This is a genomic window from Citrobacter freundii ATCC 8090 = MTCC 1658 = NBRC 12681 (assembly GCF_011064845.1).
Taxonomy (GTDB): Bacteria; Pseudomonadota; Gammaproteobacteria; order Enterobacterales; family Enterobacteriaceae; genus Citrobacter; species Citrobacter freundii.
This window is the reverse complement of record NZ_CP049015.1, coordinates 4735181-4758107: the sequence shown is the minus strand read 5'-3', so window position 1 is coordinate 4758107 and position 22927 is coordinate 4735181. Positions and strand designations below refer to the sequence as shown.

Here is a 22927-nt window from a genome sequence, read left to right as displayed (position 1 = left end):
TAATGAAAAAAGCAGGCTATCTTTTACTGGCGGTGATTGTGGTCGCCGCCGCTGCAGGCATCGGGTACTGGAAATTCACCGGCAACCCGGACGCATTACGCCAGATCGTCCTTCAACAATGCTTGCCGTACCAGTTGCAGCAGCAGGATCCTGCACCATGCGCAGAAGTGAAGACGGATGCCGGATATGTGGTGTTCAAAGACCGTAACGGCCCTTTGCAATATTTGTTGATGCCCACTTATCGCATTAACGGTACGGAAAGCCCACTGCTGTTGAAATCAGGCACGCCGAACTTTTTCTGGCTGGCCTGGCAGGCGCGTAGCTTTATGAGCCAAAAATACGGCCAGGAAATCCCTGACAAAGCAGTCTCTCTGACCATTAACTCACGTAGCGGGCGTACTCAAAATCACCTGCATATTCATATCTCCTGCCTGCGAACCGATGTCAGAAAACAGCTGGATGACAACCTGGCGAAAATCAGCACCCGCTGGCTACCTCTACCAGGTGGGCTGCGCGGTCATGAATATCTGGCGCGTCGCGTCACGGAAAATGAACTGGCACAACGCAGCCCATTTATGATGCTGGCAGAAGAGGTGCCGGATGCACGTGAGCATATGGGCAGCTATGCGTTGGCGATGGTGCGTCAGAGCGATGAATCCTTTGTTCTGCTGGCTACTCAGCGCAATCTGCTGGCGCTGAATCTCGCCTCCGCTGAGGAAATTCAGGATCATCAATGTGATATTCTGCGTTAACCCCACCTAATCTGGCGTTTACTCCGCATGCCTGTCCCCGTATTCTTGTTGAAAAAAACAACAGGAGACAGGCATGTCGCTCTGGCTTACACACCCTCTGTTTATCCCCTCTCTGGTGGTTGGCATCACCATTCTGCTCTGGGCTACGTCGCTGCTGCCGGAGTTTATAACGGCGCTGCTGTTCTTTGCCGTGGCGATGGTCGCCAAAATCGCGCCTCCGGATGTGATCTTTGGCGGCTTTGCGTCCTCCGCATTCTGGTTGGTGTTTAGCGGCTTTGTGCTGGGTATCGCGATTCGTAAAACGGGGCTGGCGGACAGGGCGGCGAGGGCGCTGTCATCACGGTTGACCGACTCCTGGCCGTTAATGGTGGCGAGTGTGGTGCTGTTGAGTTACGCGCTGGCGTTTGTAATGCCATCCAACATGGGCCGCATTGCGCTGCTGATGCCGATTGTCGCAGCGATGGCGAAACGGGCTGGAATTAACGATGGTACGCGCGCCTGGTATGGTCTGGCACTGGCCGTTGGGTTTGGGACATTCCAGCTTTCTGCGACGATTTTACCCGCAAACGTACCGAATCTGGTGATGAGCGGCGCGGCGGAAGGCTCTTACGGCATCCACCTCAATTATCTTCCCTATTTGCTGCTGCATACGCCGGTTCTGGGTTGGCTTAAAGGCGCGGTTCTCATCGTGCTTATCTGCTGGCTGTTCCCTGGCAAGCCCCATGCGCCACGCGATCTCACGCCGTCGGAACCGATGAGTGGAGATGAAAAACGTCTGGCCTGGATGTTAGCTGTGGTGTTGCTTCTTTGGGTAAGCGAAAGCTGGCACGGCATTGGCCCCGCGTGGACCGGGCTGGCGGCGGCAGTTATCACATTGCTCCCACGGGTTGGCTTTATCAATGGCGACGAGTTTTCCACTGGGGTCAACATTCGTACCTGTATTTATGTGGCGGGTATTCTGGGGCTGGCGATCACCGTCACGCAGACAGGTATTGGTAGCGCCGTTGGCGAAGCGCTGTTACAGGTGATGCCGCTGGATGCGGAAAAGCCGTTTACCAGTTTCCTCGCGCTGACCGGTATTACCACGGCGCTTAATTTTATTATGACGGCGAACGGTGTTCCGGCGCTGTATACCACGTTGGCGCAAAGCTTTGCCGATGCGACGGGATTCCCGCTGCTGTCGGTGATTATGATCCAGGTGCTGGGTTATTCCACACCACTGTTGCCGTATCAGGCTTCACCGATCGTGGTGGCGATGGCGCTCGGGAAAGTACCTGCAAGGGCAGGGATGCTGCTGTGTATCGCACTGGCGGCGGCAACGTATTTGATTCTTCTGCCGCTGGATTACGCTTGGTTTACGGTGTTGGGAAAACTGTAGCTGTATCAAAATGTTAATTTTATGTTTTGTGAGTGAGTGAATTGTATTATGCGCGGCAATATCGGTTAATGCCTGAGCGCAGATTTGCGCACTGGAAACTCAAGGATTGATTCATGGACAGTTTGACCCCCATCCGCCGCTGGCCTGCCATCATCTCGCTTGTGATTACGCTGACCATCTGGTTTGTTATCCCGTGTCCTCCTGACGTAACCCCGCAAGCGTGGCACCTGCTGGCACTGTTTATTGGTACGATCGCCGCGATTATCGGTAAAGCTATGCCCATTGGCGCAATTGCGATTGTGGCGATTATGCTGGTGGCGATGACAGGCGTTACTAACCCAGGCAAACCCTCGGCGGCATTGAACGATGCATTGAGTGGTTTTTCTAACCAGCTAATCTGGCTGATTGGTTTATCCATTATGCTGTCGCAAAGTCTGTTAAAGACCGGCCTGGGCGCGCGTATTGGCTACGGGTTTATTGCGCTATTTGGTAAAAGAACGCTGGGTATTGCGTGGGCATTAACCCTTGCGGAAACGCTAATTGCACCCGTAACGCCAAGCAATACCGCGCGTGGTGGTGGCATTATCCACCCGGTAATGCGAGCGATTGCGGAGAGCCTCGGCTCGCAACCAGGCCATGCCGAGAATGGCTCCACGGGCCGTTATCTCGCGCTGGTGAACTACAACATTAACCCGATCAGCTCGGCTATGTTCATCACTGCGACCGCACCTAATCCGTTAATCGTCAGTTTTTTGACAAAGGGGACGGATGGCGTGCTGAACATGACCTGGGGAATGTGGGCTATTGCGGCGCTTCTTCCCGCACTGGTATCACTGGTTGTCATGCCGATTGTAATCTGGTGGCTCTATCCGCCAGCTATCACGCGCACGCCAAATGCGCCGCAGTTTGCGCGGCAAAAACTGGATGCGCTGGGTCCACTTTCTTTGGCAGAGAAAATCACCCTGGGGGTGTTCATTTTGCTGCTCTGTCTATGGGCGGGTGTTCCAGCAATGCTGATGGGCAGTGCCTGGAGCGTAAACCCCACTAGCGCCGCGTTAATTGGATTGTCGATTCTATTGATGGCGGGTGTATTGAGCTGGGATGACATTCTTAAATGCCGCGGGGCATGGGATACGATAGTCTGGTTTGCCGCGCTGGTGATGATGGCGGATTATCTCAGCAAACTGGGATTGGTGGGATGGCTGGCAACCAGCGTGGGTAGCGCAATCGACCATCTTGGCGTGCACTGGAGTGTTGCGACGCTGCTGTTAATCCTGCTTTACGTCTACTCGCACTACTTTTTCGCCAGCACAACTGCGCATATTACGGCTATGTTCGCTGCGTTCTTCGCCGCAGGCTTAGGCCTCGGCGCGCCGCCAGCGCTGCTTGGTTTAATGCTCGGTTTCTCCTCCTCCTTGATGATGTCGCTCACGCACTATGGCACGGGTACTGCGCCTATTATCTTTGGTTCGGGCTATGTCACGTTGGCGGAGTGGTGGAAAACGGGGCTGGTGATGAGTGTGGTCAACCTGACCATTTGGGGTGTGACCGGCGCCTTCTGGTGGCACTGGTTGGGATACTGGTAGTTAATACAGCGGGAGGAGGGCTCCTCCCGCCTTAACAACTTAAGCCTGTTTAGCGGCTTCTGCTGCTTTAACGATGACTGCGAAGGCGTCTGCTTTCAGAGAAGCACCACCAACCAGCGCACCGTCGATGTCCGGCTGAGCGAACAGTTCTGCCGCGTTAGCTGCGTTTACAGAACCGCCGTACTGGATGATAACTTGCTCAGCGATTTTCGCGTCAGCTTTAGCAATGTGGTCACGAATAAATTTGTGAACAGCCTGAGCCTGAGCAGGAGTTGCAGATTTGCCGGTACCGATAGCCCATACTGGTTCGTAAGCGATAACGACGCCTTCGAATGCTGCCGCGCCCTGAGTTTTCAGAACCGCGTCGATCTGACGTGCACAAACTTCTTCAGTTTTGCCCGCTTCGTTTTCTGCTTCGGTTTCGCCGATGCACAGAACTGGAGTCAGACCCTGCTCTTTCAGCACGGCGAATTTTTTAGCGATCAGCTCGTCAGATTCTTTGTGGTAAGTACGACGCTCAGAGTGACCGATAATGATGTACTGCGCGCCGATGTCTTTCAGCATTTCAGCACTTGTTTCACCAGTGAATGCGCCAGACAGGTTCAGGTCAACGTTCTGCGCGCCCAGAATGATGTGGCTACCGGCAGCGGCGTGTTTCGCCAGGTCGATATACATTTCCGGTGGAGCAATCGCTACTGCACAGCCAGCAACGCCAGCCAGTTCTTTACGCAGGTTAGCAACCAGTTCGTTTACCATGTGGCGGCTGCCGTTCAGTTTCCAGTTACCCATCACTAAAGGATGTCGCATTTCATTTCTCCACGCTTGTCAGCGAATTAAGGAATATGGCCGCCCGTGAGGGCAGCATGGTCTGTGAAACAGTATAGAGATTCATCCCCTGAAAGGCTTTGCTTTTTGTCATCAATTCGCCTTCTCAAGACTTTCTGATAGTACCAGCTTAATCGGTTCAACAGCGAAGGTCAGTCCTTTTTCACCGTTGTCAGCAACAACATAGCGAATTGCGCCTTCTGTTTCAGCGTAATAGCGCTTACCTTTGCCTGCGGCGAGCAGTTTTTGCAGCTTTTTCTGGCTCTGTTCCTTCGTCAGTAGCGGTGCGACGGTGCGGATGACGGCGGTCATGTATTCCAGCGCTTTCGCTTTGGCTGCCTTTTGTTCTGGCCCCTGAATGGGTAACCAGGTTATCTGCATGCTTTTGATTTTAAGGGTGCCGCGTTCAAGAGCGGAAGACGCATACAGGTTTTCATTGATTTTACTGGCTGCGCGGGTGAGATTTGCTCGATCGCGACTGCTGTCGATGGCACGGAACTCATTCAGAATAAGCTTCGGATTCTGCGTATTAAAGTTTTCACGAAACTGGCTAATCGACAGGTCAAAGGTCGGCGCGCCCGCCAGTAAATAGGGGGCCGTGGTTGCCGTCGACGGCTCTTCCGCCAGTACCGCAGTGCTCGCGGTTAAGGCTGAAAACAATAATAAAAACAGTGTAAATCCTTGCTTCATCAATCGTACCTTTCATTCTCATTGCTCACGATTAAAACGGTAACCGTCGAGCTTGTCAAAAGGGTAAACTGTTCTGGAAGGTAATAATAAAGGAACTTACATGACCATACAGCAGTGGTTATTCTCATTTAAAGGGCGCATCGGGCGCCGTGATTTCTGGATTTGGATTGGCCTTTGGATCGTCAGCATGCTGGTTCTGTTTTCGCTGGCGAGCAAACAATTACTCGATATTCAGACCGCGGCTTTTTGTCTGGTGTGTCTGCTATGGCCAACGGCGGCAGTGACGGTAAAACGTCTGCATGACCGGGGGCGCTCCGGAGCGTGGGCGCTGTTGATGATCCTGGCGTGGATGCTGCTGGCCGGAAATTGGGCGATTTTACCCGGCGTCTGGCAATGGGCGGTAGGCCGCTTTGTTCCAACGTTGATTCTGGTTGGTATGCTTATCGATCTGGGGGCGTTCATTGGCACCCAGGACGCGAATAAATATGGTAAGGATACGCAGGACGTAAAGTACAGAGCTGACTCGTAGGCCGGATAAGCGTAAGCGCCATCCGGCAAAATGCCCGGGTGTTTACCGGGCATTGAAACGTTCTTACCAGTAGTGCTCTGCGGTCATATGGCCCGGTCGACGGCGCAGGTGTTTGGTCATTTGCCGGGTCTCTTTCAGCAACTGCTGCGTGTCGCGTACCATTTGCGGGTTTCCGCACAGCATCACATGGCTGGTTTCTTTATCCATTGGCAACCCGACTGCTTTTTCTAGCTCACCGCTTTCAATTAACGCCGGTACACGTCCGGTCAGTGAATCTGCGGCTGTTTCACGGCTGACAACCGTCTGGATGCGTAATTTACCTTCGTAGCGTTTTTCCAACGCCTGCATCAGCGGCAGATAGCTCAAATCGGCGGCATAGCGCGCGGCGTGGACCAGCACCAGATTTTTAAAGCGATCCAGGTCCTTGCCTAACTGCAGAATCGACAAATATGGGCCGATAGCCGTGCCGGTCGCCAGCATCCATAGCGTTTCGCAATCGGGGACTTCATCCAGCACGAAGAAACCAGCAGCTTCACTCACCACCTGCACTTCATCGCCAGGCTTCAGTGCTGCCAGACGAGGGCTCAGTTTGCCGTCGGGAACCGTCACCAGATAAAACTCTAAATCGGGGTTATCAGGGGCATTTACGTAAGAATAGGCGCGCTGGACGCGTTCGCCGTCGATCTCAAGGCCAAGCTTAGTGAACTGACCTGCAGTGAAAGGAAGAACTGGAGCTCGCACGGTCAAACTAAACAGGGCATCGGTCCAGTTTTGCACCTTTGTGACTTTGCCTGTTACCCAATCTGCCATGGTTTTCTCCTGTCTGCTTTGATTGCCTTATCTTCGTTCGTTGGACGAAAGATTTCCAGCCCATATGGGCTGGAAGGCTCTATTGATCAAATCAATTACAGGATGTGCGCCTGCACATCGGGATCTTTACGATCGAGGTAGTGAATCGACTGAATGCGACGGATCGTACGTGATTTGCCGCGGATCAGCAGCGTTTCGGTGGTCGCGATATTACCTTTACGGCTAATCCCTTCCAGCAAATCGCCTTTGGTGATGCCGGTGGCGGAGAAAATGACGTTGTCGCTACGCGCCATTTCATCGAGGCGCAGCGCTTTACCCGCTTCAATGCCCATGGCGGCGCAACGAGCCAGTTCTTGTTCGCCAATGCGACGGTTCTCTTCGCTGTCGCCTTTGACGTCATGACGCGCCAGCAAACGGCCCTGCATGTCGCCGTCCAGTGCGCGGATCACCGCTGCGGAAACCACACCTTCAGGTGCGCCGCCAATGCCGTACAGCACGTCAACTTCACTGTCTGGCATGCAGGTCAGAATGGAGGCCGCAACGTCGCCGTCTGGAATAGCGAAGACGCGCACGCCCAGTTTTTGCATTTCGGCGATCGTTTCATCATGGCGTGGTTTGGCCAGAATGGTTACGGTCAGCTCACTCAGCGGTTTATTGAGTGCAGCGGCAACGTTATGCAGGTTGGCTTCCAGCGACAGGTTCAGGTCGATAGACCCTTTTGCGCCTGGGCCGACAATCAGCTTTTCCATGTACATATCTGGCGCATTCAGGAAGCAGCCTTTATCGCCCACAGCCAGTACGGCCAGCGCGTTTGCCTGACCCATTGCCGTCATGCGTGTGCCTTCAATAGGATCGACGGCGATGTCGACCGCATCGCCAAGACCGGTCCCGACTTTTTCACCGATAAACAGCATCGGCGCTTCATCAATCTCACCCTCGCCAATCACGATGGTGCCGTCGATGTTGACCTGGTTGAGCATAATACGCATGGCGTTCACCGCCGCGCCGTCAGCGGTATTTTTATCGCCGCGGCCCAGCCATTTATAGCCAGCCAGCGCGGCCGCTTCGGTCACGCGTGAAAATTCAATGGCAAGTTCTCGTCTCATTGCAAACTCGTAGCTGAAAGGAATGGCGCGAAGTGTAGCACAGGGGAGGGGGCGAGATTATTGATGTGTGTGCGGGGTTGCCCCCGCACGAAGATTTTGCCGGATAAGCCAAAGTAGCCATCCGGCAATGACGTATTACTCGTCGTGATCTTCCCATGCCATGGCGCGTTTTACCGCTTTTTTCCAGCCGCTGTAACGGAAGTTACGCTCGGTGGTTTCGATGCCTGGACGGAATTCACGCTCGATGACCGCTTTCTCCTGCAACTCATCCAGATTCTGCCAGAAGCCTACTGCCAGGCCAGCCAGGTACGCTGCACCTAATGCGGTGACTTCGCGAACTTCCGGACGCTCTACGCGGGTGCCCAGAATGTCAGACTGGAACTGCATCAGGAAGTTGTTGGCGACCGCACCGCCGTCAACGCGCAGGGCGTGCAGACGAATACCGGAGTCAGCCTGCATCGCTTCCAGAACATCACGCGTCTGATAAGCGATAGACTCAAGCGTTGCGCGGATGATGTGGTTGGAGTTTACGCCACGGGTCAGGCCGAAGATGGCGCCACGTGCATACGGGTCCCAGTACGGTGCACCCAGGCCAGTAAATGCCGGAACGACGTACACGCCGTTGGTGTCTTTCACTTTGGTGGCGAAATACTCAGAGTCGAATGCATCGCTGATGAGTTTCATTTCATCGCGCAGCCACTGAATAGATGCGCCAGCCATAAATACCGCACCTTCCAGCGCGTAGTTCACTTCCCCGGTCGGTCCGCAGGCGATGGTGGTCAGCAGTCCGTTTTCGGACTTAACGGCTTTCTCACCGGTATTCATCAGCATGAAGCAGCCAGTACCGTAAGTGTTTTTCGCCATCCCTTCCTTTACGCACAGCTGGCCAAACAGAGCTGCCTGCTGGTCACCGGCGATACCGGAGATAGGAATACGAATGCCGCCTTTACCACCAATGTTGGTCTGACCGTACACTTCAGAAGAGCGACGCACTTCTGGCAGCATGGCGCGCGGAATATCCAGCGCATCCAGCATCGTGTCATCCCAGTCCAGGGAGTGGATGTTGAACAGCATGGTACGTGAAGCGTTGGTGTAATCCGTGACGTGTACGCGTCCCTGCGTCATTTTCCAGATAAGCCAGGTGTCCACGGTACCAAACAGCAGTTCGCCGCGACGAGCGCGCTCACGCGAGCCTTCAACGTGGTCGAGGATCCATTTCACCTTGGTGCCAGAGAAGTACGGGTCAATGACCAGGCCGGTGTTGTTACGGATGTATTCTTCCATGCCATCGCGCTTGAGCTTTTCGCAGATATCTGCGGTACGACGACACTGCCACACAATGGCGTTGTAGATTGGTTTACCGGTCTCACGCTCCCAGACGATGGTGGTTTCACGCTGGTTGGTAATACCGATCGCTGCAATTTCATCGGAACTGATATCGGCTTTCGCCAGAACTTCAACCAGCGTAGAGCTTTGGGTTGCCCAAATTTCCATTGGGTCGTGTTCTACCCAACCTGCTTTCGGGTAGATTTGCTCGAATTCGCGCTGTGAAACGGCAACGATATTCGCATCGTGGTCCATTACGACCGCGCGGGAGCTGGTGGTGCCCTGGTCGAGCGCAACGATATATTTTTTTTCAGTCATAATTTTTGTCCCGTAGTCACATTACAGCGAAGCTTTTTGTTGAGTGTTGGCCGCCGCGTCTTTTTCTTCAATCACGCAGACATCGCACGGTAAATGGCGACCAATCAGTTTGCGATATGCCCATGCGCCCAAAATCGCGCCGGTAATCGGGCCAAACACCGGAACCAGGAAGTAAGGGATATCGCGACCACCTGTGAAGGCAATCTCACCCCATCCGGCCATCCAGGCGAAGAGTTTCGGTCCGAAGTCACGTGCCGGGTTCATCGCAAAACCTGTCAGCGGCCCCATGGAAGCACCAATAACGGCAATTAATAAGCCAATCAGCAGCGGTGCCAGCGGACCACGAGGTACACCGTTACCATCGTCGGTCAGAGCCAGAATCAGCCCCATTAGAATAGCGGTAATGACCATTTCAACCGCGAAGGCCTGCACAAAATTGATATGCGGATTCGGATAGGTGGAGAAAGTACCCGCCAGACCCAGGCTTTCGGTAGTGCCACGCACGATATGGTTGGTTTGTTCAAAATCGATGAAAAGATTGTAATAAAGCCCGTAAACCAATGCCGCTGCGCAAAAGGCGCCGGCAATTTGCGAAATAATAAAAGGAACAACTTTGCGTTTATCAAAACAGGCGAACAGCCAGAGTGCGATGGTTACCGCGGGATTCAGGTGTGCACCAGAAACACCTGCGGTCAGATAGATAGCCATCGCTACCCCCAGACCCCAGATGATACTGATTTCCCACTGACCAAAAGTAGCACCAGCTACTTTGAGTGCAGCGACACAGCCCACACCGAAGAAAATCAACAACCCGGTACCGAGGAATTCAGCAATGCACTGGCCTTTTAAGGTTGAGGTTTGACTCATAATCGGATCCTGAAGAGAGTTTAATGTTTATTGTGTGCGAGAAGGTCACTGACATCCCCGGAGCCGGTAGGCACACTGTTAATTTATCGTTAACGCTCAAAAACGAGAAATATCGAAATTAAAATGTGTGTACTGCATCAACAAAATGAGCGTTTTCGCGCCATTGTGCGGTATTTGTTATACAAAAATAGTGTGAGCTGAATCATTTCACTGATCAATCTGTTAACACTTAAGAGTTATGACAGTCATGTCACCAGGAGAAAGACTAAAAGTGTTGCAAACCGCAATCTGCGCGGGATGCCGCTGGACAGCGATGACGCGGCTTCATACAATCGGTGTTAAGTAGAGTGCGCTCGTTTTTATTAAGGCGTCGCCGGTTATCGGGACGAGGATTTTTATCCATCAACGCCTTGCAATTCAGGAGAGGTATGACGATGTCATTAGAAGTGTTTGAGAAACTGGAAGCAAAAGTACAGCAGGCGATTGATACCATCACGTTGTTACAGATGGAAATCGAAGAGCTGAAAGAAAAGAACAACTCACTGTCGCAGGAAGTTCAGACTGCACAGCAGCAGCGTGAAGAGCTGGAGCGTGAGAACAACAACCTGAAAGAACAGCAGAATGGCTGGCAGGATCGTCTGCATGCCCTGCTGGGTCGTATGGAAGAAGTCTAATTACGCTTCATCTTTCGTGCCGTAGCTGCGTTGGCTGCGCTCAGTTACCCCAGTCACGTAGTTAAGTTACTACGCTCCTGGGGATACCTTCGTTTGCCGCCTTGCTACAACACGAAATCTATTGCGTAATCGTTCCTGTGTAGGCCGGATAAGGCGTAAGCCGTCATCCGGCAATACAATCGTTTTACCGCAACACAACGTTAATTTCAGGCATTCAACCCCCCATCTACGTCCAGACCGGTGCCGGAAATCTGCCCAGCCGCTGGGCTTGCCAGAAACGTCACTGCCGCTGCAACATCCTCCGGTGTTCCGTAATGCCCTGTCGCAATAAGCTGTCGTTGGGATTCTGCCTGCTCGCCATCTGCCGGGTTCATATCACTGTCCGTTGGGCCGGGATGGACAAGATTAACGGTAATGCCTCGTGGGCCGAGATCACGAGCCAGGCCACGGGTTAGCGAGTTGAGCGCTGATTTAGTCATCGCGTAGACGGCAATCCCCGGCTGGGCGACGCGGTTGGCAAGACAACTGCCAATATTGATGATTCGCCCACCTTCAGGGAGATGCGGTAGCGCGGCCTGTATGGCAACTACCACGCCACGGATGTTCACGTTAATCAATGCGTCGATGTCTTCCAGTGACAGCGACTCCAGCGGGCCGCCGCGTGCGATCCCTGCGTTGTTGACCAGGATATCCAGTCCTCCGAGTGACTGTACCGTGCGGTTTACGGCATTCTGAATCGCCTGAGCGTCTGCACTGTTTGCCTGAATCGCCTCACCATGGCGGCCAAGTGCTGTAATTTCATCGGCAACGGCCTGGGCTTTCTCCGCAGATTTTTCATAGGTTATAACAACATCAGCACCGGCTTTCGCCAGCGACAGTGCAATGGCGCGCCCTAATCCACGACTGGCTCCGGTGACCAGCGCTTTTTTACCTGTCAGATCGATATGCATGATGACCTCGTGATGAGAGTGATGAGATTCATCATTAGGTATAGAGAGAGTTTTTTCTTCGTCAATGCGCAGGATGGGGGAATCGGAAGGGTGGTGTGGCAAAAAAAAAGCCAGTCAGTTGTTTAACCGACTGGCATCACACCGAATTGCGGTGTTTTCTTTACTCGATATCGAGCGGGTCTTCGGAGAGGATTATCCCGGTGTTGTCGGCGTACAGGTGGTCTCCAGAGAAGAACGTTACACCGCCAAAGTTGACGCGTACATCGCTTTCTCCAATACCTTCCCCTGCGGCACCGACCGGAATGGCGGCAATCGCCTGAATGCCGATATCCAGTTCTTCCAGATCGTCTACCTGACGGACTGAGCCGTAGATGACCAGACCTTCCCATTCATTCTGTACGGCCAGTCGAGCCAGTTCGGCATCGACCAGCGCACGACGGACAGAACCACCGCCATCGACCAGCAGAATGCGACCACGGCCGTTTTGTTCGAGCAGATCGTACAGCAACCCGTTGTCCTCGAAACATTTTACCGTGATGATTTGTCCGCCAAACGACGACCGTCCTCCAAAGTTAGAGAACAGTGGTTCCACGACGTTGACATCTTCCTGATAGATGTCACAAAGCTCGGATGTATCGTATTTCATAGGCTCAACGTTCAGTTGCTGCGAGAATTTTTAGTATATCGCGCTATGTGTACTGTTGGCAAAATCATCAATTGTTAATTGATATTTGTCAGTTAAAGAGACCACTGACTTAAGAAAATTCCAACGACAAACAGCAGGTTAGTTAACAATGCCGCTTTTACGGTGCGTTCCAGCATTGGGCGCATTGCCGCAGGATCCATCTCACGCATCACGTATCGCGCCTGTTTAATCAGCAGCGGAGCGGCGAGGATAAACAGCCATCCCCACAGGCTTTGCAGTGAGAACAGGTTAAACAGGGCCAGGCAGACCAGCGTGCCCATCAGCAGACAGGCGTGGTAGCGGCGGGCATTGACAGCGCCTAAACGCACGACCAGTGTGTTCTTGCCGTTCTCTCTGTCGCTGTTGATATCGCGCAGATTGTTGACGTTGAGCACGGCAGTTGCCAGCAGGCCGCAGGCGGTAGCAGGCAGAATGAGCGCCGGAATCAACGTATGCGCCTGCAGATACCAGCTTCCCATAACGCTCAGCCAGCCGAAGAACACCAGCACGGAAATATCGCCCAGACCGATATATCCGTAAGGGCGATTGCCTACGGTGTAGGTGATTGCGGCGATGATCGACAGGCCGCCGAGCACCAGGAAGCCGACAAAATCTGCCAGCGTGTGACAGGCCACAGCAACCAGGGCCAGACCGGACAGGCAGATCAAGACCACGGTGACGATCAGCGCCCGCTTCATCTGCTGTTGGGTGATGACCCCTTTTTGCATACCGCGCAGCGGTCCTATGCGGTCGGGCTTGTCGCTGCCTTTGACGGCATCGCCATAGTCGTTAGCGAGATTGGACAGAATTTGCAGTAATCCCGCCGTAATCAATGCCAGCAGAGCAACCAGCGGATTGAAGTATCCTTGCCACCATGCTAATGCCGTACCGACGATGATCGCCGCGAAGGCGAGCGGTAAGGTCTTAGGTCGTAAACTTTCCAGCCAGGCTTGTGAGCGGCTAATTTGTTGTTGTTCAGTCATATTTAGCGCCAATAAAAATGGGGCTTTATCAGCCCCATCAACAGTGATGAAAATGCATTGAACGCGATTATAGGATAAAACGGCTCAGATCTTCATCTGCGACCAGCGCATCCAGATGTTTGCTCACATATTCGGCATCAATTGTGATGCTTTGGCCGTTCAAATCGCTCGCATCATAGGAAATATCTTCCATCAGACGTTCCAGAACGGTATGCAGACGACGTGCACCGATGTTTTCGGTGGTTTCGTTAACCTGCCAGGCCGCTTCGGCAATGCGTTTAATACCGGATTCAGTGAAGTTGATGTCCACACCTTCAGTCGCCATCAGCGCTTTGTACTGCACGGTGATGGAGGCATTCGGTTCGGTAAGGATACGCTCAAAATCGCTGGTGGTCAGCGCCTGCAGCTCGACACGAATCGGCAGACGACCCTGCAGTTCCGGGATCAGGTCGGACGGTTTCGCCACCTGGAATGCGCCAGAGGCGATAAACAGAATATGATCTGTTTTCACCATACCGTGCTTGGTGGAGACCGTGCAGCCTTCAACCAGCGGCAGCAGGTCGCGCTGTACGCCTTCGCGGGACACGTCCGGGCCGGAGGATTCACCGCGTTTACAGATTTTGTCGATTTCGTCGATAAACACGATCCCGTGCTGCTCAACGGCGTCGATAGCTTCTTGTTTCAGCTCTTCCGGGTTCACCAGTTTGGCCGCTTCTTCTTCAATCAGCAGTTTCATCGCGTCTTTGATTTTCAGCTTACGCGGTTTTTGCTTCTGACCGCCCAGGTTCTGGAACATGGACTGCAGCTGGCTGGTCATCTCTTCCATTCCCGGAGGTGCCATAATTTCAACGCCCATCGGTGCGGCCGCGAGATCGATTTCGATCTCTTTATCATCCAGCTGGCCTTCACGCAGTTTTTTACGGAACGCCTGACGCGCTGCAGAAGGTTCCTGCGGCTGTTCAGACTGTCCCCAGTTATTTTTAGCCGGTGGGATCAGCACGTCGAGAATGCGCTCTTCCGCCATCTCTTCAGCGCGGAAGCGGTTTTTCTCGATTGCCTGAACGCGAACCATCTTAATGGCAGCATCGGTCAGATCGCGGATGATTGAGTCAACTTCTTTACCAACATAGCCAACTTCGGTGAATTTGGTTGCTTCAACTTTGATGAACGGCGCGTTGGCCAGTTTTGCCAGGCGACGGGCGATTTCGGTTTTACCGACGCCGGTCGGGCCAATCATCAGAATGTTTTTCGGCGTGACTTCATGGCGCAACTCTTCGTTGAGCTGCATACGACGCCAGCGGTTACGCAGGGCAATCGCCACGGAACGCTTAGCGTTATCCTGGCCGATGATGTGTTTGTTCAGTTCGCTGACAATTTCGCGTGGGGTCATTTCAGACATGGGGGATCCTTACGCTTTGGAGTTCAATTCTTCGATGGTATGGAAGTGGTTGGTATAAATGCAGATATCCCCTGCAATATCCAACGCTTTCTCAGCAATCTCGCGTGCGCCAAGCTCGGTGTTTTCCAGCAGAGCGCGTGCAGCAGCCTGGGCGTAGGGACCGCCGGAGCCGATGGCAATCAGATCGTTTTCTGGCTGGATGACGTCGCCGTTACCGGTGATGATGAGCGATGCCGTTTCATCTGCGACGGCCAGCAGCGCTTCGAGTTTGCGCAGCATACGGTCTGTACGCCAGTCTTTTGCCAGTTCAACGGCAGCTTTCACCAGGTGGCCCTGGTGCATTTCCAGCTTGCGTTCAAACAGTTCAAACAGCGTGAATGCATCCGCAGTACCGCCCGCAAAGCCCGCGATGACTTTGTCGTTGTACAGACGGCGGACTTTCTTCACGTTGCCTTTCATTACGGTGTTACCCAGTGTGGCCTGACCATCACCGGCGATTACCACATGGCCGTTACGGCGTACGCTTACTATTGTTGTCACGAGCAGACCCCTTGGTTACAAATGCAATGTACAGGCCCCGCACAGTATGCGGGGCGTAATGCAAGTATAGATGGGGGGGATTTTGGGGGTTTCAACCCCCAGTGGCGAGTCGAATGCAGTTTGTGTGACCAGCAACCTTCAGGCGGCTGATGGTGTTGTCGGCATTCTCTTTGCCTTTGACCGGACCAATGACCACGCGATTCCAGCCGTTATTGGTGGTAATACGCGAGTTGAACCCTTCAAAGGCCAGCTGCGCGCGCACGGTTTCTGCCTGCTCAGCGCCTTTAAATGACCCGCACTGAACCATCCAGCGGCGTTCATCTTTTTTCTCCGCCGTCTGTTTTGGCGGCTGCGTTTCATTCGTTATTGGCGCGGCCGGTTGCGTTTTCGGCTGAGCGGCGGTGGTATGCGCAGGCGTTTGCAGCAAATCCTGATACGGCTGTTGCGCCGCCGGTTTTGGCTGTGCTTTCGGCTGCTGTACCGGCGCGGTTTGCGCCGTACGCGTTTGCGGCTGCTGGTAAGGCTGTTCCGCTACCCGTGGTTGCGTGCGCGGCTGTTGAGCCTGCTGCTGCGTGTTGGCCCATTGCTGTTGCTGTACCTGACGCTGGCGCTGCAACGTTTGCTGACGCTGTTCAGGCGTTTGTTCGTTCCACGGCACTTCGTTGAGCTGCGTTGGCTGTTGACGCATATCAGCCTGCATCTGCGCCAATAGCTGGCGCTGCTCATTGGTTAGCTGATCGGCGTTCAGCACCTCGCCGCCGGCAGACGGTTCGGTAGGCGCACGTACGCCAGGCTGACGGCTTTCCAGCTCTTTAATGTATCGCCAGCGCTCTTCCGGTTTTGGCGGGATGCCATTACCGGTGACTTTCTGGTTTTGCAGCGTTTCGGACTCTTCTTTCTTGTGATGCGTAATGAAGTACAGACCACCGATAAAGGTCACGAGTACGGCTGCAGCAATAGCAACCATTGCGGGCGATACCGCAGGCGTATTGCGTTGTTTTTTCCGTGATGTGCTCTTCTTGCGCCGCGAAGGTGCCGGTTGGCCGCGACGTACATAATCTCGTTGTGCCACTATCGTTTCGCTGTATTTATTCGTTCGTCAGCCCGCCATGTTACTTAAGCGGCGGGCCTTTGACCAGACAGGGGAGTCCGAAAGCACTTTACTTTACGTCAGTGCCCGGGTAGTACCCCGAATAATAAGCTCGCAGTCCAGCAATCGTGAGCCACTGCTGACGTTCTGTCCTTGTAATTGATCGAGCAGTAACAGCATAGCTTCACGTCCGATATCGAAACGCGGCTGTGCGACGGTTGTCAGGGGTGGATCACAAAATTCCGCGAGCGAAATGTTATCGAAGCCGATAATCGATAAATCGTCGGGCACCTTCAGACCCTGACGTTTGGCGTAAGAGAGGGCGCCAAGCGCCATGACATCGCTGTGACAAAAGACCGCGGTAGGCGGCTGTGGTAGCGCCAGGAGCTGTTTAAGCGCATTGGCTCCCGCTTCATAGGTAAAGTCACCGCGCGCGATGAAATGCGGATCGACCGTAATTCCGCTGCGACGTAGTGCCTGAACGTAACCTTGCAGACGGTAATGGCACAGCGGCATATCTTCGGGCCCGGCGATACAGCCAATGCGTTTATGCCCCAGTTCCAGCAGATAGTTCATCGCGTTGAAGGCGGCGGTGAGGTTATCAATGTGCACGGTGGGCAGTTCCAGCTCTGGCGCGAACTCGTTGGACATAACCATCGGTGGCAAGTTGCGTTGCTCTTCCACGCTGGCATCAAACGGCAGGCGCGAGCTGAGCAGCACCATGCCATCGATCTGCTTGGTAATTATGAGGTTGAGGAAGGTCTTTTCCTGCTGGTTCTGGTGCGCGCAATCGCCGATAAGCACCAGATATCCCTGTTCTGCGGCGGTGACTTCGATGCCACGAATCACTTCGCTAAAAAACGGATCGCAGATATCCGGCACAATCACCAGAATGGTACGCGACTCATTACGCTTAACGTTACGTCCCATTGATTGGGGTAAATATCCCACTTCAAGCGCTGCCTGCTCAACCTTGTTACGGGTTGACTGCGAGACTTTGTCTGGGTTCATTAATGCGCGGGATACGGTTGCCGTTGAGACTTTCGCCTTCAGAGCAACATCTTTCATCGTAGCGGCGGCAACCTGCTTATTCGGTTTCACTCTTTCTCCTCGCCAGAGAGCTGCTGGCACAGACTCGTCCTTGAATAGCCTTCATCTGAAACATTTTTATCAGATAGTGAATGGAAGCGGTTACAGAATTTTCATAAAAAGTGTGATGGATATTTAATTTTACGATCCGCCTCGCATCGTGAGGGATTATCCCTCGATGGGATCGACATCCAGCACCCATTTAACCTTACGTGCATCGGGTAACGTATTAATCAGCGCCAGCGTTCCGCTGACGATATGCTGCAGGCGAATTCGCGACGGGTGCTGCAACAAAATTTGCCAGCGATAGCGACCGCCACGTTTGGGCGCCAGGGCGGGAACTGGGCCTAACACCCACAGTTTTTCATCGGCCAGCGGACTGGCCTGAATCAGATTTCGTAACTGCTGTAAGAACATCGGCGCATGCTGGTTGTTGTGATCTTCTGCCCGCACGATCACATGGCTGGTCCATGGGGGAAGCTGGAGCGTTTGTCGCTCTGCCAGCGCCTGCTCGGCAAAGGCGTCATACCCTTTATACAGCAAGGTTTGCAGCAGCGGATGTTCAGGGTGGTGCGTTTGCAGTACCACTTCGCCCTGCTTCCCGGCGCGGCCGGCACGCCCGGAAACCTGCGTGTAGAGCTGGGCGAAGCGTTCTGCCGACCGGAAATCTGCGGAGAACAGCGCGCCGTCAACGTCCAGCAGCGCCACCAGGGTGACGTCCGGGAAATGGTGGCCTTTCGCCAGCATTTGCGTGCCGATCAGGATTCGCGCGCCGCCGCGATGCACTTCTGCCAGATGCTGCTCCAGCGAGCCTTTGCGGCTGGTAGTGTCGCGATCGATGCGTGAGATTGGCACGCCGGGGAAAAAAGGCGCCAGAGCCTGCTCAAGCTGTTCGGTGCCGAGTCCTACCGGAACCATGTGCGTTGAGCCGCAGGAAGGGCATTGACGCGGTATCGGACGCTGACTGTCGCAATGATGGCAGCGCAGATGGTGTTGCGCCTGATGCAGCGTGTAGTAGTGATCGCAGCGCGGGCATTCAGCAATCCAGCCACAGTCGTGGCACAGCAGGGCAGGCGCAAAACCCCGGCGGTTTAAAAACAGGATCACCTGGTTATCCGCTTGCAGATGCTGACGCATACGGGCGATAAGCGCAGGGGCGAGCCCGGCCTGTACCTGCTGACCCTTGAGATCCAGCACGTGCTGAGTGGCTGGGCGTGCATTCCCGGCACGGCGCGTCAGGCGCAACATGCGGTATTTTTTCTGCCGCACGTTGCACAGCGTTTCCAGCGCAGGGGTGGCTGAGCCGAGAATGATGGGAATTTGTTCGCTATGGGCGCGATAAACCGCGAGGTCGCGCGCATGATAACGCCAGCCTTCCTGCTGTTTATAAGAGCTGTCGTGCTCTTCGTCGATGACAATCACGCCCAGATTTTTAAACGGCGTAAACAGCGACGAGCGCGTGCCGATAACAATTGCCGCTTCACCATTTTTCGCCTTCAGCCATGCCGAAAGACGTTCACTGTCATTTAAACCCGAGTGCAGAACTTCGACCGGCGCATTGAAGCGTTCGCGAAAACGGGCAATAGTTTGCGGCGTCAGGCCAATCTCCGGCACCATTACCAGTGCCTGTTTGCCCTGAGCGAGCACATTTTCCAGTACGCTTAAATAGACCTCTGTTTTACCCGATCCCGTCACGCCCGCTAATAGCCAGGCGCTAAAACTGTCAGATGCGCTGTGGATCGCCCCGACGGCGGTGGCCTGTTCGGTATTCAGCCGCAGACGCTCACCGGAAACCGCGTAGTGCGTACGCCAGTCGCTAAAGCCTGGCGTTTCGCTCGCCAGGGAGCACAGCCCTTTTTTCCGCAGTGCCTGTAATGCGGCGTCATTAAATTCCAGTTCAGCCACCTGGTCGCGCCAGATTTTTCCCTGGCGTAGCGCAGCCAGCGCCTGTTGCTGCTTGGGAGAACGCTTCAGGCTGTTGAGGTCAATAACCTGGCCTTCTTCAGTGGCAAACCAGTACCACATGGGCGCGTTTGTCGCCGGACGTCCCTGGCGCAGTAAAATTGGCAGAGCGTGAAACAGTACGTCACCGATAGGATGATGATAATAATCCGCCGCCCACAACAGCAGACGCCAGACAGAGGTTGAGTAGACCGGTTCGCTGTCCAGCACTTCGAGAACGGCTTTCAATTCGCTCCGCGGTAGTTCACTGTGCTCGCTGACGGACAGGACGATACCCACGCGCTCCTGCTGCTTGCCAAAAGGCACGCGTACACGACACCCGGCTTTGGCGCTCAAGCCTTCCGGCAGGAGGTAGTCAAAGGTGCGAGGTAGCGGAACAGGTAAGGCAACGTGCGCAACGGGCATTGAATCATCCTGACTTGAAATCTGGCGGGTTAGTATACACATTAGTGGAGGGTAGAATGCGGATCAGTTTGCATGAGCAGGTTAATTTCTGTATGATTCGCCGCCTTTGATACAAATTTGTATCACTGACCTATACTATTAACATCGCGTGGTGTCTGGCGTTAGGGCTGGAAGAGCGACGCGGCCTTAAACCGAGGTTTTCCCATGAAAAAAGATATTCACCCGAAATACGAAGAAATTACTGCAAACTGCTCTTGCGGTAACGTCATTAAAATCCGCTCTACTGTCGGTCACGATCTGAACCTCGACGTGTGCAGCAAGTGCCACCCGTTCTATACTGGCAAGCAGCGTGATGTTGCTACCGGTGGCCGTGTTGATCGCTTCAACAAGCGTTTCAGCATCCCAGGCAGCAAGTAAGTTCAGCTGTCAGAAAAAAGCGCCTTATGGCGCTTTTTTTGTATCTGCGCTTGAAGACTAAAATTTATATTGATGTGTTGAATGGTGTTTTTTGTTTAATAAATGAAACAGTGTTTTTATTTTTTAGGTAAAATGTTTCTAGTAGTGATCTACGTCATTTTTATCTTCTGATTTCTGCCACTCATGCCAATTGTTGGCAAAATACCAAAGGTTTCTGCTTTCTTTCTAAAATACACTTTCGTGGAAATATAAAATTATTCTTAATCCTTCATCGTTTCCCATTAATGGACGGGACGAGATGGGGAATTTCCGTTGTTGAGTGTGAAGAGGGATTGTCATGAAATTTAAATCTGCGTTATTACTGATTCCATTATTCTCTGCGGCCGCACAAGCGGGTTATGTTGATTACCGGCATGAATATTATGACGATGGGCGTAATTACGATCGTGTTTATATGTCTCACCGTTTTGCGACTGGTTTTGGTGTCGCAGTCGAAGCCATTTCACGTTCCGAAGATACGCAATCTAATGATGCGTGGAATAATATGGAAAGTAATGGCAACGAGTATACTGCAAGCTATCAGTTTACCTGGCGGGATCTTATCTGGCAGCCAGGTATTGCGATCGAAACGGGCGATAACATCACGATTTATAAACCTTATATCCGCGTGCAGTACAACATTAACGACAGCTGGTGGACCGCGTTCCGCTATCGTCAGGAGTACATGCGCAGAAACACTGACGGCAAAGATGACCGCATGGTCTATCGTCCGGAAGCTTGGCTTGGTTATAACGTCAATGACTGGATGTTTGAGTTAAATGGTATTTATAAAATTGCCGATAGCGAAGATTTATATAACAACCGGAAAGATGATTATGAATATAACTTCCGCGTGGCGTATAAACTAGGCTCCTGGGTTCCATTTGTTGAGGTTGGTAACGTTTCCTCGGGTTATAACACAACAACGACAGACGATCGTCAGACCCGTTATCGTGTCGGTCTTGGTTATAACTTCTAACCGGTAATAGCTTTCATATCGACTGATTACATCGATAAGCATAGTTTGTGTGAATAATATGTCTAAGGAGTTGACATCATGTCTAATGATGGAACTATTATCGGAAATAATGAACCCACTGCCGTCAGACCTTTCGGAATTCGAGATAAAATTGGTTATTTATGTGGTGACCTCGGAACCTGTTTTATTCTTGGCTTAGTTAATAGTTTTTTAATGATTTATTACACTAACGTCCTCGGTATTTCCGGCGTTATTGTTGGCTCACTCTATTTTGTGACCAAACTCTTTGATGCGTTCGTTGATGTTGGTGTAGGACGCTTATGCGATACCTCTAAATTGACGGTACATGGACGTTTTAACCCGTGGGTGCGTCGCATGAAGTATCCATTTTGCATCATTGCAGTTGTCCTGTTTCTGCCGTTTGTAAATGATTTTTCTTATACGGCGAAAATTATCTACATCTGTTGCTCCTATTTCATTTACGGTTCGCTGTTATCGACCGTGAGTATTCCGTACGGCGCTATGTCTGCGGCGATTAGCTCGAATCCGGATGATCGTGTCTCGCTGTCAACCTGGCGCAGCGTTGGGTCAGCTATCGGCGGTGGGGCAACTGGCTTTTTCATTCCGATCCTGATGTACACCACCCTGGTGGACGGAAGCCAGGTGATTTCCGGGCAACACTTCTTCTGGATTTCCATTGGTTGCGCAGTGCTGGGCTTTATCTTTTTATCCTTGACCTGTCAGTTAACGACCGAACGCGTGCGCGTGGAGAGAAAAGAGAGCATGCCCGTTTCGGTGTTGCTGAAGGGACTGGCACGCAATAAGGCGCTGATTGTTTTAGTGGTTGTGGATTTGCTGATTGTGATTAATCAGGGATTGTCCGGTACCAATATGACTTACCTGTTTAATGACTATTTCCACAATAAAGAGGCGATGTCAGTCGCGTTGCTGTTTACCTTTGGTTCCCTGGTTTTGCTGGCACCATCGGCATCCTGGCTCACGAAGCGGTTTGGTAAAAAAGAGGCCAGCGTCGGCGCGCTACTCTTTGCAGTAGCGATGTATTTGATTATGTACTTCATCCACATTACCGACGCGAAAGTCTATTTGGTTTTCCTGTTCCTGGCGACGTTGGGGGCCGGACTATTCAACCTGATGATTTGGGCGTTTATGACCGATGTTTGTGATTATCACCAGTATGTCACCGGCGATCGCGAGGATGGTACCGTCTATGGTGTGAACTTCTTTGCCCGCAAGGTTGGTCAGGCGTGTGCAGGGGCCATTGGCGGCTTTATGTTGGCCATCATTGGTTATCAATCATCGTCAACAGGTGGCGCTGTGCAAACCAGCATTGTGCAGGAAAATATTTATACGATGGCGAATCTCTTGCCGGCACTATGCCTGTTTTTGGCGGCGGTCATTCTGATTTATTTCTATCCATTAAACCGTACGGAAACGCTCAAAATGGAAGAAACATTGAATAAACTTAATGGTATCAGTAAGTAACATAGCGAGAATCGGCGGGAGTAAT

22 protein-coding genes are annotated in these 22927 nt (G+C 52.8%); 8 read left to right on the top strand and 14 right to left on the bottom strand.

Going from position 1 to position 22927, the window contains the following annotated elements; translation table 11 throughout:
• Positions 1-2 precede the first annotated feature (2 nt).
• The 3 genes from G4551_RS22775 to G4551_RS22765 all read left to right on the top strand — a co-directional run bounded on the left by G4551_RS22775 (position 3) and on the right by G4551_RS22765 (position 3716).
• Complete coding sequence (locus G4551_RS22775) at positions 3-752, top strand: CDP-diacylglycerol diphosphatase (RefSeq protein ID WP_003840491.1); 750 nt, start codon at positions 3-5, stop codon at positions 750-752.
• Between the two features lie 73 nt (positions 753-825).
• Entirely contained in the window at positions 826-2130 is a 1305-nt protein-coding gene (locus G4551_RS22770) for an SLC13 family permease (RefSeq protein ID WP_003840496.1), read from the top strand.
• 113 nt (positions 2131-2243) lie between these two features.
• A complete protein-coding gene (locus tag G4551_RS22765; RefSeq protein WP_003840498.1) occupies positions 2244-3716 on the top strand; it encodes a DASS family sodium-coupled anion symporter in 1473 nt (490 codons plus the stop codon).
• Positions 3717-3755: 39 nt separating this feature from the next.
• Here the strand turns inward: G4551_RS22765 and tpiA are convergent, their stop codons facing one another.
• The gene (gene tpiA / locus G4551_RS22760; protein WP_003028783.1) at positions 3756-4523 is read right to left on the bottom strand and encodes a triose-phosphate isomerase; all 768 of its coding nucleotides are present in this window, start codon (positions 4521-4523) and stop codon (positions 3756-3758) included.
• Positions 4524-4634: 111 nt separating this feature from the next.
• A complete protein-coding gene (locus G4551_RS22755) occupies positions 4635-5231 on the bottom strand; it encodes a YiiQ family protein (protein WP_003028785.1) in 597 nt (198 codons plus the stop codon).
• Positions 5232-5331: 100 nt separating this feature from the next.
• Between G4551_RS22755 and G4551_RS22750 the strand changes: the two genes are divergently transcribed.
• Entirely contained in the window at positions 5332-5760 is a 429-nt protein-coding gene (locus tag G4551_RS22750; RefSeq protein ID WP_003840502.1) for a DUF805 domain-containing protein, read from the top strand.
• A 63-nt stretch (positions 5761-5823) separates the two neighbouring features.
• On the opposite strand, the gene fpr is transcribed toward G4551_RS22750, so the two are convergent.
• From fpr to G4551_RS22730, 4 genes are all read right to left on the bottom strand, one after another.
• Positions 5824-6570: a ferredoxin--NADP(+) reductase gene (gene fpr, locus G4551_RS22745; protein ID WP_003840504.1), complete on the bottom strand. Its 747-nt coding sequence runs from the start codon at positions 6568-6570 to the stop codon at positions 5824-5826.
• Positions 6571-6665: 95 nt separating this feature from the next.
• A complete protein-coding gene (gene glpX, locus G4551_RS22740) occupies positions 6666-7676 on the bottom strand; it encodes a class II fructose-bisphosphatase (protein ID WP_003840506.1) in 1011 nt (336 codons plus the stop codon).
• A 135-nt stretch (positions 7677-7811) separates the two neighbouring features.
• The gene (gene glpK, locus G4551_RS22735; protein ID WP_003028792.1) at positions 7812-9320 is read right to left on the bottom strand and encodes a glycerol kinase GlpK; all 1509 of its coding nucleotides are present in this window, start codon (positions 9318-9320) and stop codon (positions 7812-7814) included.
• A 21-nt stretch (positions 9321-9341) separates the two neighbouring features.
• A complete protein-coding gene (locus G4551_RS22730) occupies positions 9342-10187 on the bottom strand; it encodes an MIP/aquaporin family protein (protein WP_003028793.1) in 846 nt (281 codons plus the stop codon).
• A gap of 428 nt (positions 10188-10615) precedes the next feature.
• Here G4551_RS22730 and zapB point away from each other — a divergent pair, with 428 nt between their 5' ends.
• Positions 10616-10861 (top strand): septal ring assembly protein ZapB, encoded by a 246-nt coding sequence (gene zapB, locus G4551_RS22725; protein ID WP_088732415.1) that lies wholly within the window; start codon positions 10616-10618, stop codon positions 10859-10861.
• Between the two features lie 206 nt (positions 10862-11067).
• On the opposite strand, the gene G4551_RS22720 is transcribed toward zapB, so the two are convergent.
• From G4551_RS22720 to priA, 8 genes are all read right to left on the bottom strand, one after another.
• Positions 11068-11811, bottom strand: coding sequence for an SDR family NAD(P)-dependent oxidoreductase (locus G4551_RS22720; protein ID WP_003840511.1), 744 nt, complete (start codon positions 11809-11811; stop codon positions 11068-11070).
• Positions 11812-11971: 160 nt separating this feature from the next.
• A complete protein-coding gene (gene rraA, locus G4551_RS22715) occupies positions 11972-12457 on the bottom strand; it encodes a ribonuclease E activity regulator RraA (protein ID WP_003028798.1) in 486 nt (161 codons plus the stop codon).
• Between the two features lie 92 nt (positions 12458-12549).
• Positions 12550-13479 carry a 1,4-dihydroxy-2-naphthoate polyprenyltransferase gene (gene menA / locus G4551_RS22710; protein WP_003028801.1) on the bottom strand — a complete coding sequence of 310 codons (930 nt, stop codon included), beginning with the start codon at positions 13477-13479 and terminating at the stop codon, positions 12550-12552.
• 67 nt (positions 13480-13546) lie between these two features.
• Positions 13547-14878: an HslU--HslV peptidase ATPase subunit gene (gene hslU, locus G4551_RS22705; protein WP_003028803.1), complete on the bottom strand. Its 1332-nt coding sequence runs from the start codon at positions 14876-14878 to the stop codon at positions 13547-13549.
• Positions 14879-14887: 9 nt separating this feature from the next.
• A complete protein-coding gene (gene hslV, locus G4551_RS22700; RefSeq protein WP_003028805.1) occupies positions 14888-15418 on the bottom strand; it encodes an ATP-dependent protease subunit HslV in 531 nt (176 codons plus the stop codon).
• A gap of 91 nt (positions 15419-15509) precedes the next feature.
• The gene (ftsN, locus tag G4551_RS22695; RefSeq protein ID WP_003840513.1) at positions 15510-16490 is read right to left on the bottom strand and encodes a cell division protein FtsN; all 981 of its coding nucleotides are present in this window, start codon (positions 16488-16490) and stop codon (positions 15510-15512) included.
• A 93-nt stretch (positions 16491-16583) separates the two neighbouring features.
• On the bottom strand, positions 16584-17609 hold the full coding sequence (gene cytR, locus G4551_RS22690; protein WP_003028807.1) for a DNA-binding transcriptional regulator CytR: 1026 nt from the start codon (positions 17607-17609) through the stop codon (positions 16584-16586).
• Between the two features lie 156 nt (positions 17610-17765).
• A complete protein-coding gene (gene priA, locus G4551_RS22685) occupies positions 17766-19964 on the bottom strand; it encodes a primosomal protein N' (RefSeq protein ID WP_003840515.1) in 2199 nt (732 codons plus the stop codon).
• A gap of 204 nt (positions 19965-20168) precedes the next feature.
• Here priA and rpmE point away from each other — a divergent pair, with 204 nt between their 5' ends.
• The 3 genes from rpmE to G4551_RS22670 all read left to right on the top strand — a co-directional run bounded on the left by rpmE (position 20169) and on the right by G4551_RS22670 (position 22902).
• Positions 20169-20381, top strand: coding sequence for a 50S ribosomal protein L31 (gene rpmE / locus G4551_RS22680; protein WP_003028810.1), 213 nt, complete (start codon positions 20169-20171; stop codon positions 20379-20381).
• A gap of 337 nt (positions 20382-20718) precedes the next feature.
• The gene (locus G4551_RS22675) at positions 20719-21399 is read left to right on the top strand and encodes an oligogalacturonate-specific porin KdgM family protein (protein WP_003028811.1); all 681 of its coding nucleotides are present in this window, start codon (positions 20719-20721) and stop codon (positions 21397-21399) included.
• Between the two features lie 78 nt (positions 21400-21477).
• A complete protein-coding gene (locus G4551_RS22670) occupies positions 21478-22902 on the top strand; it encodes an MFS transporter (RefSeq protein ID WP_003840517.1) in 1425 nt (474 codons plus the stop codon).
• The last annotated feature ends 25 nt before the right edge of the window (positions 22903-22927 follow it).